Here is a 17817-nt window from a genome sequence, read left to right on the forward strand (position 1 = left end):
GCATTATTCTGGCTCGGCGGCAGCTAAGTATCGCCGAGTCAGTCCCACAAAATCCTCAGCCTCACGATCTAGATCACTTGCTGATATAAATAGATCGTAGCCATAAAAGCCTCTCTGATACTTCATCCGGTTGGCGAGCATCGCTAACAAACCTTTGTACTCAATCCCATCTCTGTTTATATACGGTTTAGGGTCAAGCACTATATCCTCAAACTTATCTTCACACTGATTTTGTTTCGCGCCTAAGTAAAGCAGTGCTCGCTGGCTGAGGAGAATTTCTGTCGCTATACGAGGGCAGATTGAATTTAAGTAGGGCGAGTAGTGTTTTAGACGAATACCGATCCAAGGTAGCGGTTGGTGCCACCCTTCCTGTTGGTAGCTACAAATACCGATTGACTCAATATTTCGCCATCGGACGACCCAACCTCCTTTAAAAAGGTGTTGCTGAAAGTGAGAAGCTGTCAGCGTAAAAGTGACTTGGCTTTTCTTAATCATCAAGATGGCGAAACCAACGATTGCAGACATCAAAATGACCGAGAACATGGCTTGCTTCCATCCCGGAGAAATGGCAACCAAAAACAAAGTGATGAGTGCAACAAGCAACAAAAGTATTCTGTTGATAGGGGAGTCGGGTTTGAAATGTGAATTTGTTAGGTGCAGCGTTTCCATGCTTATAACCTCATCGAATACTTGTCCAAAAATAAGTGGGTAGCTTTATGTGCATTGATTTGCATTTAAAATAAAACAAACCTCTGTTTTTATACCCAGTATTCAATAAATCCGTTCATAAAATATCTGATTAAATAGTAGACGTTCTATGCTTTGAGCGCATTTTTCATCGCGTTTCGCCGCTAAAACCTACAAATTGCTTGTGAATTTTGGTATAAAACGCGCTTCAAATTTTCATCCCTGCTGAGATGCAGTGAACTGGAGAAATATTCAATGAGACTTGCTCATAAGCGTAAAGTGCAGATGAAACTGCAAAAACGCATTAAAGCGACAGTAGCAAACTTAGCTGCAGCACCTAAAGCAGTGAAGCCTGTTGCGGAAAAAGCAGTAGCACCTTCTGTTGCTGAAAAAGCTGTTGCGGAGAAAGTAGTAGCTGATAAAAAAGTAGCTGCAGTGAAAACAGTTGATGTTGCCCTTACTCCTAAGCAACAACAAGTATTAGACATCGTTATGGCGAATGCTGAAGGTATTAACCCTAAAGGCATCGGTCTAGCTGCAGGTCAAGAAGATACTAAAGCGGCATCATGGGCTACTGGCGCACTAAAGAAGCTTCTTGAAGAAAACCTAGTTCAAAAAGAGCAGTTAGCAGGTAACAAAGTTATCTACAAAGCAGTTTAATTACCGCTACCGTTCTAGATTGAATACCTCGGCCGATGCCGAGGTATTTTTTTATCTTGGTATTGGAAATAATGCATTAAGTACTGACTTTAACACTGCCAATAAGTGGTTTGTCACATTTTCTTAAATACTATGTAAATTTTTTGGCAGAAAAATACGTACGTATTGTCTTTTATTTTTATTCATAGATAAAAATATAATTTATTGATTTTGCTATTAACAGTCTTTTGTCATGACGGTTGTCCTACGTACTTGTACGTAATACCTTAGGCTAATGCCTTATTGATGAATTACTCGCTTCCGTGTTCATGCCCATTTCGCATTAGACAACATTGTTACATCTTTTATACCGAATACAGCCAATCCTAATGAAATGGATGACAACAATAACCTTGGTGATAAAGGACGTGAACGATGAGTCTAATCCAAAAATCTTTAAAACGAGTGCTCAAAACAACCGCTGTCGCTGCCGCGATGGCACTCGCAGCGACTTCTGTAAACGCTGCTGAAAAAGTCTATCGTTTAAAGCTTGCTGAAACTTGGGGGCCTAATTTCCCAATTTTTGGTGATACCACAAAAAACATGGCCAAAATGGCGGAAGAGATGTCCAACGGACGTTTGCAAATCCGCATTGATTCCGCAAACAAGCATAAAGCGCCTTTTGGGGTGTTTGATATGGTTAAGTCGGGTCAGTATGACATGGGTCACTCAGCGTCTTATTACTGGAAGGGTAAGGTTCCAAACACACTTTACTTCACTTCTATGCCCTTCGGTATGTTGCCAACTGAGCAGTATGCATGGTTTTACTACGGCGGTGGTATGGAGCTGATGGAAAAAGTGTACTCTCCACATAACTTGATGTCTTTCCCTGGCGGTAATACCGATACTCAGATGGGCGGGTGGTTCCAAAAAGAGATCAAGTCCGTCGAGGACTTACAGGGTTTGAAAATGCGTATCCCAGGGTTTGCTGGTGAGATTTTGGCTGAGTTAGGTGCCAAGCCAACGAATATCGCCCCTGGTGAGCTATATACTTCTCTAGAGCGTCGCACAATTGATGCCTTGGAATGGGTTGGTCCATCGCTGGATCTACGTATGGGCTTCCACAAAATCGCGCCTTACTACTACACAGGTTGGCATGAGCCAGCGACTGAGCTTCAGTTCCTCGTTAACAAGCGTACCTGGAACCGTCTACCTGATGATCTAAAAGCGATTTTGCAAGTAGCCATGAAAACGGCCGCTTACGATATGTACACGCAATCGAAACACGAAAGCGGCAAAAACTGGGCGTCTATTAAGTCTGAATACCCAAATGTTGAAGTAAAAGATTTCCCACCTGAAGTAGTAGCTGCGTTGCGAGAAGCAAACGATCGTTTGTTGAAAGAACATGCAGAGAAAGATGCTTTGGCGAAAGAGATTCAAGAGTCGCAAGCGAACTATATGAATCAAGTTCGACCATGGTCAGATATTTCGCACCGAGCGTACTTAAACAGTCAAGCTCAACAATAACGTTATGAAGCAGGCGATGCCGAGAGGTTTAGCCTGCTATCGAAGCCCAAGAAAACTTCATAATGAATGCTCCGCACCATAGCGGAGCGCATCTAAACGTTCCACGGAGTTCGGAATGAGAAGTCTTATTTATATTGAGCGATTATTTAACCGCTTTAGCGATTTTCTCGGATGGTTATCCAGCATCCTGTTTATTTTGTTGTTAGCAAACGTTGTGTACGACGTTGTCATGCGTTACGTGTTTAATGATGTGTCTATCGCATTCCAAGAAATGGAATGGCATCTATTCTCTGCCGTGTTCTTGCTTGGTGTGCCTTACGCAATTAAGTCCGGTGGGCATGTTCGCGTCGACATTTTTTATGAACGGTTATCTTACAAAGCACAATCCATCATCGACATCATAGGCACACTATTTTTCTTATTCCCTTTTTGCCTACTGGTGGCTTGGTTTGGTATTGATTTCGCCAAGGAAAGTTACGCGTTAGGCGAGACGTCTGGTGACCCAGGTGGCTTACCATATCGTTGGATTATCAAAGCGATGATTCCGCTGTCATTTTTCTTTATGGCGGTGAGTGGTATTGGATTGTTACTCCATTCAATCAACAAAATTGTCAACCCTCATCTCATCTATGCCGGTAATAACGGTAAGTCGTAAAAGGAAGTCATTATGATCGGTATAGTGATGTTTTTTGTTGCGCTCTTTGCGCTTCTATTGGGATTTCCCGTTGCCTTTACTTTTGGTGGTATCGCGCTGATTTTTGGTGTTTGGGCTGAAGGCATCGAGATGTTTGCTTTTATGCCATATCGAATTCAGTCCATTATGGAAAATACGGTGCTAATGGCCGTACCGCTGTTCGTTTTTATGGGGCTAGTGCTACAGAAAACGAAGCTTGCTGAACAGCTACTAGAATCAATGGGGCGTTTGTTCGGTGGCGTTCGCGGTGGTATCGCTATTTCTACCGTGTTAGTTGGCGCATTGCTTGCAGCTTCAACGGGTGTGGTAGGCGCATCAGTTGTTGCGATGGGCTTAATATCTCTTCCTGTGATGCTCAAGTACAATTACGACAAAGGTTTAGCGTGTGGGACTATTTGTGCGTCTGGCACGTTGGGCCAAATTATCCCACCTTCTATCGTGTTGATCTTGTTGGGTGATGTACTTGGCGTACCGGTAGGGGACCTATTTCAAGCTGCGATCTGGCCCGGTATTACACTTGTTGGCGCCTATGTGATCTACATTCTCATCTACGCGAAGTTGAACCCTCAAGCCGCACAGGCGATAGAGCGCGATGAGTCGATCAGTCGTAAACAAGAAGTGCTCACCGCACTGAAAGCTGTATTGCCACCTTTAGCATTAATCATCGTGGTATTGGGCTCCATCTTTGCAGGGATTGCAACACCAACAGAGTCAGCGGCACTGGGTGGTGCAGGTGCGATTATTTTATCGCTATTGTATAAGCAGTTTAGTTGGTCGATGATTTATGATGCATCAAAAGAGACAGTTAAAGTAACCGCAATGGTCTTTGCGATCTTACTTGGTGCGACCGCCTTCTCAATGGCATTTACCTACACTGGTGGTGATTATTTAGTTGAAGAGTGGATGTTAGAACTGCCGGGTGAAAAGTGGGGATTCCTTATTATTACCATGGTGGTGATTCTGATTTTAGGTTTCTTTATCGACTTCGTTGAAATCTGTTTTATCATCGTGCCAATTATTGCGCCAGTCGCTGAATTGATGGGCATTAATATGACGTGGTTTGCGATTCTTATTGCGATGAACTTGCAGACGTCGTTCCTCACACCGCCATTTGGCTTTAGTTTGTTTTATCTAAAAGGTGTCGCTCCAGCAGGGGTTACTACGCGTGATATCTACAAAGGTGTGATGCCATTCATCGCGATTCAGATTGTTGTGTTGGCGTCTTTGCTGTTTTTCCCAGGTTTTTACGGTATGAGTTAATCACTCGATAATAAAGAGATTTTGTGAACTGAGAGTTTTTACCTTTTGAGACAAGTTGTTAAGCTGTTAATTATGTCTATGCAGACACAATCGATTGGTTTGTACTGCTAAGATAGTAAGCTGTAAAGGCAGCGTTTCATGGAGGGAAGGGATGCCTCTCAAAGCAAAGTTAATTCTGCTGACACTGATACCCGTGGTATTGGTGTCAGCGAGTATCAGCTGGATCTCTATCTATCAAACCAAGACCCTTGGCAAAAGGGAGGTAGAGATCTTTCATCAAAACCTGATCCAATCAAAAGAAGCGGCGCTGAAAGATACGGTCGACGTCGCTTTTGACTCCATTTCTTACATCTACAACGATCCGACATTAGAAGAGAGTGTTGCCAAAACGCGTGTGAAAGCGATTTTAAATCGTTTGAGTTATGGGTCTGACGGCTATTTTTTTGCTTATGATAAATATGGTACCAACCTTGTACACCCAGTTCTTCCAGAGCTTGTCGGGGAAAACTTACTCTATCTTGAAGACGAAAATGGCGATCGCTTAATCGAAGCTTTATTGTATCAAGCGCAATCCGGTGGCGGATTTCATCAGTACCTGTGGCAAAAGCCATCTACGGGTGAAGTCGTCCCTAAGCTTAGTTACGCTGCATGGCTCGATAAGTGGGAATGGATGATAGGGACTGGGCTGTATATTGAGGATGTCAGCCGAGAAGTCGCCAATATGCGCGCGGCAGTGAACAAAAATATCGAAACGACATTTTTCTCAGTCGTCGTGATCTTAGCGGTGACCGTTGCTGTAATCATTGTTCTCACTTTGGCGATCAATCTGCACGAGCATCGCCTCGCTGATAAGAACCTGAAAGAATTGGCACATAAAACCGTGATGTTCCAAGAAGATGAGAAAAAGCATTTAGCGCGAGAACTGCATGATGGAATCAATCAGTTGTTAGTCTCCAGTAAATGTCATTTAGACTTAATGAGTCATAGACTGGAAGACGAAAAACTCAAATCCCACTTAGATAAATCACAACGATCGCTCGTCACCGCGATAAATGAGGTGCGGCATATTTCTCATCAGCTCCGTCCAAGCGCCCTCGATGATATCGGTTTAGAAGCAGCACTGACGACCTTGCTACAGGATTTTCATTCCCATTCCGGGATTGATATCGAGAGCAATTTCGATACTCAGCAGCACAAACTGACTTCGGAAGTCGCAACGACGCTATATCGCGTCGCTCAGGAGTCTTTGAATAACATTGAAAAACATGCGCGAGCGAAAAAAGTAACGGTTACTTTGCAAAAAATGGGCAATATGCTGCAATTACTCATACGTGATGATGGCGTTGGGTTTGTGGTTAACCAAGCAGTGCACCAACAAGGGATTGGGTTAAGGAATATGCAAGAGCGTGTAGAGTTCATCGGTGGTGAATTTGAGCTAATGAGTGAGCTTGGCTTGGGAACAGAGATTACCGTGCTGCTTAATTTGGATGAAATAGTTTATGGATAAACCGATTAGTGTAGTGATTGTCGATGATCATCAAGTGGTGTTGGATGGCTTCATGGCTCGTTTGGAGTTAGAGCCTGACATCGAAGTGGTGGGTACAGCAAGTAATGGTTTGGAAGCGATAGAGGTCGCAAAGCACTTGCAACCGGATGTCATATTGATGGATATCAGCATGCCTATAATGAACGGTATTGAAGCGACTGGTGTAATTAAAGAAGCGCGCCCAGAGAGCAAAATACTTATGTTGACCATGCACGATAATCGCGAGTACATCATGAAGGTCATGCAAGCTGGTGCCGTAGGATATATGCTCAAGGAAATCTCGGCCGAGAAAATGGTGCAAGCAATAAAAACGGTGAACCAAGGCTCGACGTATTTCTGTGAATCCGTCACACAAACACTCTTTACCCAAGAAGTGGTGCCTGCCACGCAAAAAACGAATCCTCTCAGCCGCAGGGAAGAAGCGGTACTTAAATTAGTTGCTCAAGGAAACAGCAGCAAAAAAATCGCCACTTTACTCAATATTAGTTATCGAACGGTAGAGACGCATCGCCATAACATTAAGCACAAGTTGGACTTACATTCGACGGCAGAGTTAGCAAAATATGCGTTTGAAACTGGCTTGACTGAGTAGGAGAGTAGTGCCCGCAAAAAGCGAGCACGTGGGAGCGAAACTAATCGGCTTTGGTAATGCTACCAAGCTCTAGCATTGGAGCAACATCGATGTCCTCTGCATTCATCATCGTCGAGATGCGTTGAACGGAAGATAGTAGAAGGGATTGCTCCCATTCTTCCAATTTTTGGAATCGATTAATGAAGTGCTCTTGCAGCGGCGTTGGTGCTTGTTTTAAGGCTTCTTGGCCCTTGCTCGTAAGTACAGCATGCACTTTACGCTTGTCTTGAACACTGCGCTGACGCTCAACAAACTGGCCTCGTTCTAGTCTATCTAGAATGGTCGTTGCGGTCGCTTGGCTCATGTTAGTGTGGCTAGACAACTGTTTAATCGTCACGTTATCTAAGTCATTGATAGCGCGCATCAAAATCAACTGTGGAGCAGTCAATCCAGACTCTTTGCTCAGCTTTTTAGAATGTAAATCAATAGCGCGGATGATCTGACGAATCGAGACCAATACTTCTTCGTACTTTTCCAATTTATTCATCCAGTCTGTAGGGAACATTTATCGAGGCGACACTAACTTAAATGCGCCCTTATTTAAAGGGGGGAAATCAAAAATTACCCCTACAATTTTACGCCGTGTCCTCAATACCATTTTGTCGCGCCTTTTCGACAAAATAAGAAGAGCTAAAATTATTATAGCAATAAATGTTTGTGGTCTAACTATTGTAGTAGTGATTTGTTCTATCAAAGGCCGTAACCACACAGTGAAAAGTAAGTTATTGGATTTTTTAATAGCAAAAAGATAGACAAAAACGTGTCAAATGATAGGATCTTGCGCCTTCACGGAATGCAAAACGTATCGTGTTCGAAAGATTTTTTTGTTTGGTACGTAAAAACACTACAAAAATAGAGAGGAACGATGACAAAGGGTATAGATAAGTACAGTATCGATAGTACCGACTATACGGTAGGTCAGGACAACGTTCAAAAATGGGGTTTTGATGTTCATAACCCAGTTTTTGGTATTAGTGCAGGTTTAATTGCGCTGTTTCTTGTCGCTGCATTAGTTCTAGATGCACATACCGCAAAGACGGCACTTGATGGGCTGAAGTGGAAAATTATTGGTTCATTCGATTGGTTGTTCATTATTGCAGGTAACATTTTCGTTATTTTCTGTTTGGCGCTTATCGTCTCACCAATGGGTAAGATTCGACTAGGTGGTAAAGACGCTGTTGCCGATTACTCGTTTATGTCATGGCTTGCAATGCTATTTGCAGCTGGTATGGGTATCGGTTTAATGTTCTGGAGTGTTGCAGAACCTGTCGCTTACTTCACCGGTTGGTATGAAACGCCACTTGGTGTTGAGGCAAATACACCAGAAGCCGCGAGATTGGCACTGGGTGCAACGATGTTCCACTGGGGCCTTCACCCATGGGCAATTTACGGTGTTGTAGCACTTTCTTTAGCATTCTTTGCCTACAACAAAGGTTTACCGCTATCTATGCGTTCGATCTTCTACCCACTTCTGGGTGATCGTGCATGGGGTTGGGCTGGCCACATTGTGGACATTCTGGCTGTGCTTGCGACTTTATTTGGTCTTGCTACATCCCTAGGTCTAGGTGCGCAGCAAGCAGCAAGTGGTATTCATCACGTATTTGGTGTTGAGCCAGGCCTTGGCCTACAAATCGTCGTCATTACCGTTGTAACTTTGCTTGCTGTTGTTTCAGTGGTACGTGGTATTGATGGTGGCGTTAAAGTCATTAGTAACATCAACATGGTTGTGGCGTTCTTGCTACTTCTCCTTGTTGGTCTTATCGGTTGGGCGGCGAGTTTAGGCTCGATTCCAACCACACTTATGGCATACGTAGAGAATATTATTCCACTAAGTAACCCGTTTGGTCGTACAGATGAGGCATGGTTCCAAGGCTGGACTGTATTCTACTGGGCTTGGTGGATTTCATGGTCACCATTCGTAGGTATGTTCATTGCGCGTGTTTCTCGCGGTCGTACCGTTCGTGAATTCATTACAGCCGTTCTACTTGTTCCAACCGCTGTTACTGTTATTTGGATGTCAGTATTTGGTGGCCTGGCGATCGAGCAAGTTGTTGATAAAGTAGGTGAGCTGGGCACAAATGGCTTGACTGACGTATCTCTCGCTATGTTCCAAATGTTTGATGTTCTTCCATTTGGTAGCATGCTTTCTATCATCGCTGTTGTGCTGGTACTTGTGTTCTTCATTACATCTTCTGACTCTGGTTCACTTGTTATCGACAGTATCACGGCAGGTGGTAAAGTCGATGCACCTGTACTTCAACGTGTCTTCTGGGCATTCATGGAAGGTGCAATTGCGGTTGCTCTGCTATGGATTGGTGGCTCCGAGGCGGTTCAAGCTCTTCAGGCCGGTGCCATTTCTACAGCACTGCCATTTACCTTCATTCTGCTTGCAATGTGTGTGAGCTTATTGATGGGTATGCGAACTGAGCGTCAGTAATTCGGCATTTTATAAAACCGTCTGACTAACAATTAATCAAAAGGCCAGCAATTTGCTGGCTTTTTTGTGCGGTTTTTATGACGCTCGAGACAAAAAAATGACACATGAAAGTTCATATTTTACAAAGAGTTAATGTGCTATTTTGTTTTTTAAAAATTAGTGAATAGTCGTAAAAAAGTGTGTAATATTCATGCACCTTAACTGTTCTCCCAACTCAAAAAACTATAAATATGAAATTATCATTAAAACAAAAGCTTATAGGCGCAAGCCTTTCTGCTGTTGTTGTGATGGCAACAGCACTTACTTGGTTGTCGGCTGGTCAATTATTTGATCAGACTCGTTCAGGTGTCTATTCACGTGCGCAAAGTCTTAGTACTACTGCGTCAGAGGGAATTTCTGATTGGGTCAATATCCGTAAAGATATTGCCACTGCGTTCAACGACTACTCGACCGAGCAAGACGTTGTTCCTTTCCTACAACAAGCTCGCAAGGCTGGTGGCTTCGATGACATCTTCCTTGGTACACCAAACGGTGATATGTACCGCTCTCATCCGGAGCGTAACCGTGCTGATTATGACCCTCGCACACGTCCTTGGTACAAGGATGCTGATGCAGCGGGTAAGCAAATCATCACAGCCGCATATCAAGACGCAATCACTAATGCACTACTTGTGACCATTGCTGAGCCAGTAATGAAAAATGGTCAGTTTGTTGGTGTTGTTGGTGCGGACGTACTGATCGATCAGCTTATCAGCGATGTCATTAACTTAGATGCAGGTGAAAACGCGCATGCGATGCTAATCGACATGAATGAAGGCACCTTCTTAGCACATCCAGATAAAAGCTTGACGCTTAAGCCTATCACCAGTGTTCTAAAAGATTTTTCAGAAGAGGCAATTGAGCGCGCCGCCGATGAAGGTCGTATCGAAGATACGATAATCAAAGGAAAAGAGAAGCTTTACTACTTCAATAAAGTTCCTGGTACGCATTGGATGTTTGCGATTGAAATGGATCGCGCAACAGAAGAAGCAGGTCATGCGGTATTGCTACGAGATCTATTGTTTACTGCTGTGGCGATCACGATTGTGGTTATTCTTGCAGTTTCTTGGCTAGTTGGTTTCTTGTTCCGTGACTTGAACCGCGTATCAAATGCACTGGAAGAAATTGCATCTGGCGAAGGTGACTTAACGCAACGCCTAGAACCACGCAGTGATGATGAAGTAGGTAAACTGGCGGAAAACTTCAACCGTTTTGTTGGCAACATGCACACAATGGTTACTAAGCTTAGCCACGTATCTTCTGCGCTTTCAGAGCAAGCTCGCACGACAGCACAGCAAGCTGAGGAGCGTAGTCAGCGTATCTCTTACCAGCAAGATGAAATCAACATGGTGGCGACGGCTGTGAACGAAATGGCAGCAGCGACACAAGAAATTGCAGGTAATGCTGATAGCACGGCAAGTAATTCAGAAGAAGCGGTTCAAGCTTGTTCACATGGTTCAAGCCAAGTAACTCAAACGCAAGGCTCTATTCAGAACTTAGCGCAAGAAGTTCAAGTTGCTACTGATGTGATTCAAGAGCTAGAAGCACACGGAAATAGCATCAATACGATTCTATCAACGATTCAAGGCATTGCAGAGCAAACGAACCTACTTGCACTGAACGCGGCGATCGAAGCGGCACGTGCAGGTGAGCAAGGCCGTGGTTTTGCTGTGGTTGCAGATGAAGTCCGCGTATTGAGCCAACGTACTCATGCTTCAACGCAAGAGATTCAAGAAACTATCGAGATGCTACAAGGCACAACAGCCAAGGCGGTCGGTATTATGGGTGACAGTCGTCGTCTAGCTGATACCAGTGTTGATGATGCCAATGCGGCTGCAGCGAGCTTGACGCAAATCCACACTGCTGTTGAGCGTATCAGTGATATGGCAACGCAGATTGCTTCAGCAGCAGAAGAGCAAGCATCGGTAACCACTGAGATCACTCGTAACACTGAAGGTATTCGTGATGTGTCTAACGAGCTGTCAGTCGAAGCTCATCAAGCAGCAGAACAAGCTGCTCACCTGTCTGAGCTATCACACGAACTTGAACAAGAGATTCAACGCTTTAAGCTGTAATCTTGTCTCAACCTAAGTAAAAAAGGAGCCATCTGGCTCCTTTTTTGATCGCTATTAAGTGTGAAGTATATTACAGCCAGAACTCACTGATGGGTTGCTCTTCACTGTAATGATGGGCGATTTGCGCTTGCAGTAGCTCTGCGGTAGCAATTGCATCGGTTAATGCATGGTGAGGCGTATAGTCTGGCAGCCCATAACGGCGTCGAGATTGCGCTAGCCTAACCGATTCTGGCTTTTTCCCTTTTAAACGCTCCCAGAGAGAGCCGGAACGTTTCTGTTGAATGGTTTCTTCAAGGTGCAGCGTATCTAAAACAGGAAACTCAATACCTTCCCCTAAACGGCTTTTGAGCGCTTTATCCAGAAACTCTCTCTCGATACGACGGTAATGAACAACAATGATTTTCCCGCTTAAGCATGGTAGCAGCTCGCTTAAGATATCGCCTAAGTCAGGTGCATCGATCAATTCGCTGTGAGTAATACCGTGTATAATGACTGAATCTTCATCGAGTGCACGCTGTGGACGTACCTTCCAATGACGCGAGTTACGTAGGAAAATTCGCTTCAGGTTAAACGGCACTAAACCAATAGTAATGATGTCATGTTTTTCAGGATTCAAACCCGTCGTTTCGAAATCTAACGCCACGAACTCCACCTCAGATAACGGTGTTTCTGGAGCAGGCGGCTTGTTGCTATAAAACGCAATTAAATTCTCATCCTTCGCCATCTCCAGCTTTTGTTCAAACTTCGTTGGCCACTGAATGGTTGGCTTCTGAAAGAGCTTTTTAATCATGCTAAACCTCACTTAAAGCTCTTGTTCGCTTGGTAGCGGAACTTAAGGAAATTTTGACCATTGCTTAGGATCTGGAATGCATCCTTTAGGTTGCGACGTTCAAACTCAGAGAGGTTTTCCGGTTCGATATTGTTATCAGGATCAATGCCTAGTTCCACATCCGTCGCTTGGTGACGAATACGCACCATGGAAATAAACTCTAACGCGTCTTTTAAGTCTTGTGCTCGACCTTTTGGCAAAATGCCAGCATCAATAATGTCGTCAAGACGCTCAAACGAGTTCTGTGCACGTGAACCAACCGCCAGAGAGTGAACGCGAATTAAGTCGACCAGAGGAGCAGTACCGCGACGTTTGAGGTTGATGGAGTTGTTGTGTCTGCCATCTTTTTCCATCACGAAGTCTTTAAAAAAGCCTAGAGGTGGTGTTCTGTTTAGTGCGTTACGAGCCAAACACGCTAAGAAGCGGTTGTTCTTTCGAGCGCGACGAACAATAAAGCTAGTTAACTGTTCTGCCCATTTTAAGCGGCCATAGACGCCATCCAAGTCGAAAAAGATGGAGGCGTTGAGTAGTGCTTTCGGGTTCGGGTTATCAATCCAGTCAGCAAAACACTCTTCCCACTCTGAACGAGTCATGCGCCATAGTGGGTTGGTTGCCATAATATCGCCTGTGCAATATTTGTAGCCACAGGCATCTAAACCATCGCTGACGTATTTTGCTAGGGCTTCGAAGTATTTACTATGTTTCTCTTCTTGATAGGTCTCATCTAGAATGATGGCGTTATCTTGGTCAGTTACCAACAGTTGCTCATCTCGCCCCATTGAGCCAAGTGCAAGGAAACAATAAGGAATTGGCGGTGGGCCAAGCTCTTCTTCTGCCATTTCTAGCAGACGCTGTTTGAAGCTTCGGCCAATGACCGACATCGCGCTACCCACCATGTGAGAGTTGGCATCTTCATTGACCAAACGCACGAAGCTGCTTTTCACTTCTTCGGCAACAACGGCTAAATCTTCGATAGTCTGTTGTTGGAAAATACTACTCACCAACAACAACGAATTCTGAGATTCATAACGAACAATGTCGGTTGTTTCGATAATACCGATTGGTAATTGGTTTTTTACCACTGGTAGGTGATGTACGTTGTAACGCAGCATCGTTAACATTGCTTCATAGATGTAAGCGTTGTGGTCAAGTGACATGACCTCCGTGGTCATCACACTGGACACATCGTCCTGTGGGGACAAACCTTCAGCTAACACACGGGTACACAAGTCGCGGTCAGTAATGATACCAAGTACTGGGGACTGTGGATCGTCTTCGTCACGAACGAAATCTGGGTCGACGATAAGTAAAGCCGATACGTTGTCATTCGCCATTTGCTGCGCGGCTTGCTGGATTGTCTGACCACGATCAATCGTATGAGCATCGCCAGTTAGCAAGGTTTTCACTTTCGACGTCGTCAGGTCATTGGCGTCTTTGTTTTCTGAAATGGCTTGGCGTAAACGAGCGCTATTTTCAACTTCAACAAAATCCGCAAAGGAATCAAAGTTATCGTAAATTTCTTGGAAAATGTCACCAGGAATACAGTAGAGCAGGGTATCCTCAATGGCTTTTACCGGAAAGCGGACTTTGTTATTGGTGAGCATGCCCATCTGGCCAAATAGGTCACCCTCGTCAAGGCGGTTATACAGCTCACCTTTGCGTCGATAAACTTCAACAACACCGCTTCGCACCACGTATAAATCTTGGATATAGTCTCCAAAATGGATGATGGGGGTATCTTCTCGGTAGTACGAGATTTCGACACTCTCTGTCACCTTGTTTAGTGTTTCTTCAGGGAGTTCATTGAACGGGGGATACTTGGCGAGAAAGTTGTAAATCTCGAGAAGTTCTGCATCCATCGAAGGCGCCTTTTAGTTCGCAAATAATAAAGTAATCTTAACTTAGTTTTAAAACAGAGTCTTATCTGAACCGCGATTTTCGTGCTCAGTCATAAGATTCTGACATATCGCACGATAAGGGAGCTTCATTTTTACTACTATATGGTCACCTCAATTGAAAAAGACGTCGTCGATATGTTTTCTTCGTGATGACTGATTAGATCTTTGGCTGTTTCAGATCGTTATCACGTCTTTAGATTAAGCTATTCTTCTTGAGCCAAGTAGCTCAGGCGATGGAATACAGTGTTTAGATAATTCTCATGAAAGGAAGTCGAATGGTGAGAAATTTATTGCTTGTTTCTTTAGCTGCTTTGCCGGCGATATCAAGCGCAGCGGTCATGGACCAAGCAGAAAAATTTGGGTACGAACACATTCATTTGGATGTTGGTGCCGGAACGACAAACGAAGAATGGTTAGATAACTCTAATGCGACCACAGTTGGACTCGGTGGTAACTATTTGTTTACTGAGAACTGGTTGTTTAATGTTGATTACTCAGCGCAGTTTTTCCATCCGGATGATTTTACTCTTCGCATTGACCGCCTTTTGTTTGGTGGTGGTTACCGTTATGGAGTTACAGAGCAATTCGATATCTACGGGATATATGGAATAGGCGCAATCAAAGCGAAAGCGACGGACGACAAAACGGATAATACGTTGTCTTCCGATAGCGAATTGATTCAAGCTGTAACTGTTGGGGTGAATTACTTGCTCAGTGAAAAGCTTATTGCGACAGCTGAAGTGGAGTTGAACCGTAGTGATATCGTTGATGAGAACAATTTTAAGATCGGTTTTAACTACCAATGGCATAAAGTCATCGGCACTGGTCTTTTTTATCAGTTTAGAGATACTGATTACAGCGGTGAAAGCTCAGATTACGTCAATGAAGTAGGGCTGAGTTTGAAGTTTGTCTACTAGATCGGACGGGTTCGCTTTTGGCGTTAAGTTAAAACAAAAAAGGTCAGCTTATGCTGACCTTTCCTTTTAATAAAGTATGCGACAGTCGATTATAAAACCGCTGCAATGCCTTTACACAGAGGGCCCATATTTGACTTCGTCATACCAGCAACACTGATTCGGCCAGAACCGACAATGTAAATACCGAACTCTTCTTTAAGGCGGTTAACTTGCTCTTTAGAAAGACCAGAGAAAGAGAACATACCATTTTGACGTTCGATGAAACTAAAGTCTGCGTCCACACCCTCTGCTTTTAGTGTCGCTACAAATAGTTCACGCATTTCTTGAATGCGGTCACGCATTTCTGCTACTTCAGCTTCCCATTCCGCACGCATTTCGGCGTTGCCAAGAATGTGAGTCACGACAGCGCTGCCGTGTGCAGGTGGGTTAGAGTAGATAGAGCGAATAATGGCTTTAACTTGAGAAAAAGCGGTTGTTGCGACTTCTTCTGACTCAGCTACTAACGTGAAGGCACCTACGCGTTCATTGTATAGGCCAAAGTTTTTCGAGAAAGAGCTCGCGACTAGGATTTCTTTGTTGTATTTAGCAAAAGTACGAAGACCTGCAGCATCTTCTTCCACACCTTTAGCAAAGCCTTGGTAGGCGAAGTCGAACAGAGGAAGCAATTTCTTCTCTGCGACAAGTTTCGCCAATGTTTCCCATTCTTCAGCCGTAGGATCGATCCCTGTAGGGTTGTGACAGCAGCCGTGTAGAAGCACGATGTCGCCTTCAGATGCAGATTGCAGATCATTTAGCATCGCATCGAAGTCTTTGTCTTTTGTTTCAGCATTGTAGTAGCTGTATTGTGCCGTTTCGATACCAGCAGCAGTAAATACGCCGTTGTGGTTCGCCCATGTTGGGTTGCTGATCCAGATCTTTACATCGCCTAGTTGACGTTTAATAAACTCGCCGGCAACACGTAGTGCACCAGTACCACCCGGAGCTTGAGCTGTTTTAGCGCGTTTTTCGTTTACAATTTCTGCATCAGAGCCGAAAAGCAGTTTTTGCACTGCAATGCCGTACTCTGCTGTGCCTTCGATGGTTAGGTAAGATTTGGTTTTTTCAGTTTCAACAAGTGCTGCTTCAGCTTTCTTTACTGTCGCAAGAACGGGAGTTTCGCCTTGCTCGTTTTTGTAAATACCTACGCCAAGGTTAATTTTGTCTGCGCGAGCATCTTTTTTAAACTCTTCAGTAAGGCCAAGAATAGGGTCAGCCGGAGCGGCAACTACTTTTTCAAACATAATCTTCATCCATGTTAATCGAAGGGGTGTGCTAACATTTATACCTTTCAGCAATATTGGTTACAACCGTTACTGAAAAGAAAACCTAAAAAAGTTGCGATTTGAAACAGAATTCTAACATAACTAAAGTTTTTGCCATGAAAACGTTTGGTAGGCACAGAGTTTGAAGGGCATTTATGCCATGGTTGGAGAAGTTTTGCACACATCCCAATCGTTTCAATTCAGTGCTTTGCGTTAACACGTTTATAATTGTCTAGTGAGGATTTGTTGAGACAAAAACGCCCCACCAAAGGTGGAGCGTTTACTGTTAGAGTATGGATATCGGTTGGGGTTATTTCTTCAGATTGATTTCCGACTCAACCGCATTGGTTTCGATGTCAGGGTTAGAAGAAAGTTTTTCAGTCGCCCAGTCGTTCATATGCTTTAAGATCGCTTTTAATGCGTGCTTTTCGGTTGGTACTTCTGTCTTTTCAACTTCAAGTTTTTGCTTCGGATGCGTACCCGTCGCATCTTCCGCAACGTGTAGCCAATCTGGGTGCCAGTAATAAGGTTGGCCGGAAGGAGAGCTCCAAGAATGTACGCCGTTGGATTCACCTTTGTATTTAATATCTTCTTCGTTGTATTTCGCCATTATTGTTTTCTCTCATAATCCATGAGTTGAGGTGTGCATCACCATTACTATTTAAATGTAACAGATGTAATGAAAATTAATGTGATAACAATCGACTTATTTTGCCCTTTGAACGCTATAGAAGATGCGTACTTCTCATTCAGAAGAATTTACTATTTGGCAGGTTTTAGCTTTATTTGTGTTTAAAGCATACAACGATGGATTCGCCTACCTAATGCTATTCTTGAACGGTGATAGAGCCTAAACTACTCGTCATTCAAGTGTTTGAGAATCGCCGCTTTTGCATGCTCTTCTGTCGCTGTTTCTCCATCAGGGACTTCAAGGTCAGCCTTTTTGTGTTCACCCAAAGTATCTTCAGCGATATGCAGCCAATCAGGATGCCAATAATAAGGGGTGGTACTGCCAGGATGGTCCCAACTATGTACACCTTTATGTTTTCCGCGATACGAGAGATCGTCCATTGTAAAAACTTTCATCGCTTCCTCCTGATTTAAAGACAGTAGTTCGAAGTGAGTTTAACGCACTCAGTCCAACGTAAAACCTTGGTTTTTAGGTATTGCAAAGATGTGAGGCAATATGTGTGTAACGGTCAAAGTATGGGATATAAACGCTCACTTCGTGGCTGAAATATCTATTATAAGATTGATAAATTACGTTGCTAAATTGAATACTCCCATATCAGAATGCTGGCGCGAAGTATGCTATGGTGCGGCTGTAAGTGAAATGA

Annotated in this window: 16 protein-coding genes; 9 read left to right on the plus strand and 7 right to left on the minus strand. The window is 43.9% G+C overall.

The genetic code is table 11. The features are described from left to right. Positions 1 to 3 precede the first annotated feature (3 nt). On the minus strand, positions 4 to 669 hold the full coding sequence (locus R7190_RS15245; protein WP_186584868.1) for a DUF2982 domain-containing protein: 666 nt from the start codon (positions 667 to 669) through the stop codon (positions 4 to 6). Between the two features lie 273 nt (positions 670 to 942). Between R7190_RS15245 and R7190_RS15250 the strand changes: the two genes are divergently transcribed. The 6 genes from R7190_RS15250 to R7190_RS15275 all read left to right on the plus strand — a co-directional run bounded on the left by R7190_RS15250 (position 943) and on the right by R7190_RS15275 (position 6945). Next, on the plus strand, positions 943 to 1347 hold the full coding sequence (locus R7190_RS15250) for a hypothetical protein (protein WP_005376863.1): 405 nt from the start codon (positions 943 to 945) through the stop codon (positions 1345 to 1347). 414 nt (positions 1348 to 1761) lie between these two features. After that, entirely contained in the window at positions 1762 to 2853 is a 1092-nt protein-coding gene (locus R7190_RS15255; RefSeq protein WP_017636112.1) for a TRAP transporter substrate-binding protein, read from the plus strand. Between the two features lie 115 nt (positions 2854 to 2968). Next, positions 2969 to 3508, plus strand: coding sequence for a TRAP transporter small permease subunit (locus R7190_RS15260; protein ID WP_005376869.1), 540 nt, complete (start codon positions 2969 to 2971; stop codon positions 3506 to 3508). A 12-nt stretch (positions 3509 to 3520) separates the two neighbouring features. Continuing rightward, positions 3521 to 4807, plus strand: a complete 1287-nt coding sequence (locus R7190_RS15265) for a TRAP transporter large permease (protein WP_005376871.1) — start codon at positions 3521 to 3523, stop codon at positions 4805 to 4807. A gap of 151 nt (positions 4808 to 4958) precedes the next feature. Then, positions 4959 to 6314 (plus strand): cache domain-containing protein, encoded by a 1356-nt coding sequence (locus R7190_RS15270; RefSeq protein WP_005386831.1) that lies wholly within the window; start codon positions 4959 to 4961, stop codon positions 6312 to 6314. Beyond that, entirely contained in the window at positions 6307 to 6945 is a 639-nt protein-coding gene (locus tag R7190_RS15275; protein ID WP_005376875.1) for a response regulator, read from the plus strand. The genes R7190_RS15270 and R7190_RS15275 overlap by 8 nt, the downstream gene beginning before the upstream one ends. A gap of 40 nt (positions 6946 to 6985) precedes the next feature. On the opposite strand, the gene R7190_RS15280 is transcribed toward R7190_RS15275, so the two are convergent. Continuing rightward, complete coding sequence (locus tag R7190_RS15280; RefSeq protein ID WP_005376877.1) at positions 6986 to 7462, minus strand: MarR family winged helix-turn-helix transcriptional regulator; 477 nt, start codon at positions 7460 to 7462, stop codon at positions 6986 to 6988. A 387-nt stretch (positions 7463 to 7849) separates the two neighbouring features. On the opposite strand from R7190_RS15280, the gene R7190_RS15285 reads away from it, so the two are divergent. Next, positions 7850 to 9421, plus strand: coding sequence for a BCCT family transporter (locus R7190_RS15285; RefSeq protein WP_047103228.1), 1572 nt, complete (start codon positions 7850 to 7852; stop codon positions 9419 to 9421). 230 nt (positions 9422 to 9651) lie between these two features. Continuing rightward, complete coding sequence (locus R7190_RS15290; RefSeq protein ID WP_138940459.1) at positions 9652 to 11535, plus strand: methyl-accepting chemotaxis protein; 1884 nt, start codon at positions 9652 to 9654, stop codon at positions 11533 to 11535. A gap of 70 nt (positions 11536 to 11605) precedes the next feature. Here the strand turns inward: R7190_RS15290 and R7190_RS15295 are convergent, their stop codons facing one another. Further along, complete coding sequence (locus R7190_RS15295; RefSeq protein WP_005376881.1) at positions 11606 to 12325, minus strand: 3'-5' exonuclease; 720 nt, start codon at positions 12323 to 12325, stop codon at positions 11606 to 11608. A gap of 8 nt (positions 12326 to 12333) precedes the next feature. Continuing rightward, positions 12334 to 14223, minus strand: a complete 1890-nt coding sequence (locus R7190_RS15300) for a DUF294 nucleotidyltransferase-like domain-containing protein (protein WP_104979487.1) — start codon at positions 14221 to 14223, stop codon at positions 12334 to 12336. 314 nt (positions 14224 to 14537) lie between these two features. Here R7190_RS15300 and R7190_RS15305 point away from each other — a divergent pair, with 314 nt between their 5' ends. Then, positions 14538 to 15179, plus strand: coding sequence for an outer membrane beta-barrel protein (locus R7190_RS15305; protein WP_025767291.1), 642 nt, complete (start codon positions 14538 to 14540; stop codon positions 15177 to 15179). 89 nt (positions 15180 to 15268) lie between these two features. Here the strand turns inward: R7190_RS15305 and R7190_RS15310 are convergent, their stop codons facing one another. The 3 genes from R7190_RS15310 to R7190_RS15320 all read right to left on the minus strand — a co-directional run bounded on the left by R7190_RS15310 (position 15269) and on the right by R7190_RS15320 (position 17566). Next, entirely contained in the window at positions 15269 to 16459 is a 1191-nt protein-coding gene (locus R7190_RS15310; RefSeq protein ID WP_017636105.1) for an amino acid aminotransferase, read from the minus strand. 331 nt (positions 16460 to 16790) lie between these two features. Continuing rightward, entirely contained in the window at positions 16791 to 17090 is a 300-nt protein-coding gene (locus R7190_RS15315; RefSeq protein ID WP_005376885.1) for a hypothetical protein, read from the minus strand. Between the two features lie 245 nt (positions 17091 to 17335). Further along, on the minus strand, positions 17336 to 17566 hold the full coding sequence (locus R7190_RS15320; RefSeq protein ID WP_186584870.1) for a hypothetical protein: 231 nt from the start codon (positions 17564 to 17566) through the stop codon (positions 17336 to 17338). Positions 17567 to 17817: the final 251 nt, after the last annotated feature.

The sequence above is a fragment of the Vibrio sp. 1078-1 genome, from assembly GCF_033340475.1.

What these genes read in the sequence shown, in the direction of transcription:
- R7190_RS15245 (WP_186584868.1), bottom strand. Translation starts at nt 669, where the DNA reads ATGGAAACGCTGCACCTAACAAATTCACATTTCAAACCCGACTCCCCT.
- R7190_RS15250 (WP_005376863.1), top strand. Translation starts at nt 943, where the DNA reads ATGAGACTTGCTCATAAGCGTAAAGTGCAGATGAAACTGCAAAAACGC.
- R7190_RS15255 (WP_017636112.1), top strand. Translation starts at nt 1,762, where the DNA reads ATGAGTCTAATCCAAAAATCTTTAAAACGAGTGCTCAAAACAACCGCT.
- R7190_RS15260 (WP_005376869.1), top strand. Translation starts at nt 2,969, where the DNA reads ATGAGAAGTCTTATTTATATTGAGCGATTATTTAACCGCTTTAGCGAT.
- R7190_RS15265 (WP_005376871.1), top strand. Translation starts at nt 3,521, where the DNA reads ATGATCGGTATAGTGATGTTTTTTGTTGCGCTCTTTGCGCTTCTATTG.
- R7190_RS15270 (WP_005386831.1), top strand. Translation starts at nt 4,959, where the DNA reads ATGCCTCTCAAAGCAAAGTTAATTCTGCTGACACTGATACCCGTGGTA.
- R7190_RS15275 (WP_005376875.1), top strand. Translation starts at nt 6,307, where the DNA reads ATGGATAAACCGATTAGTGTAGTGATTGTCGATGATCATCAAGTGGTG.
- R7190_RS15285 (WP_047103228.1), top strand. Translation starts at nt 7,850, where the DNA reads ATGACAAAGGGTATAGATAAGTACAGTATCGATAGTACCGACTATACG.
- R7190_RS15290 (WP_138940459.1), top strand. Translation starts at nt 9,652, where the DNA reads ATGAAATTATCATTAAAACAAAAGCTTATAGGCGCAAGCCTTTCTGCT.
- R7190_RS15295 (WP_005376881.1), bottom strand. Translation starts at nt 12,325, where the DNA reads ATGATTAAAAAGCTCTTTCAGAAGCCAACCATTCAGTGGCCAACGAAG.
- R7190_RS15300 (WP_104979487.1), bottom strand. Translation starts at nt 14,223, where the DNA reads ATGGATGCAGAACTTCTCGAGATTTACAACTTTCTCGCCAAGTATCCC.
- R7190_RS15305 (WP_025767291.1), top strand. Translation starts at nt 14,538, where the DNA reads ATGGTGAGAAATTTATTGCTTGTTTCTTTAGCTGCTTTGCCGGCGATA.
- R7190_RS15310 (WP_017636105.1), bottom strand. Translation starts at nt 16,459, where the DNA reads ATGTTTGAAAAAGTAGTTGCCGCTCCGGCTGACCCTATTCTTGGCCTT.
- R7190_RS15315 (WP_005376885.1), bottom strand. Translation starts at nt 17,090, where the DNA reads ATGGCGAAATACAACGAAGAAGATATTAAATACAAAGGTGAATCCAAC.
- R7190_RS15320 (WP_186584870.1), bottom strand. Translation starts at nt 17,566, where the DNA reads ATGAAAGTTTTTACAATGGACGATCTCTCGTATCGCGGAAAACATAAA.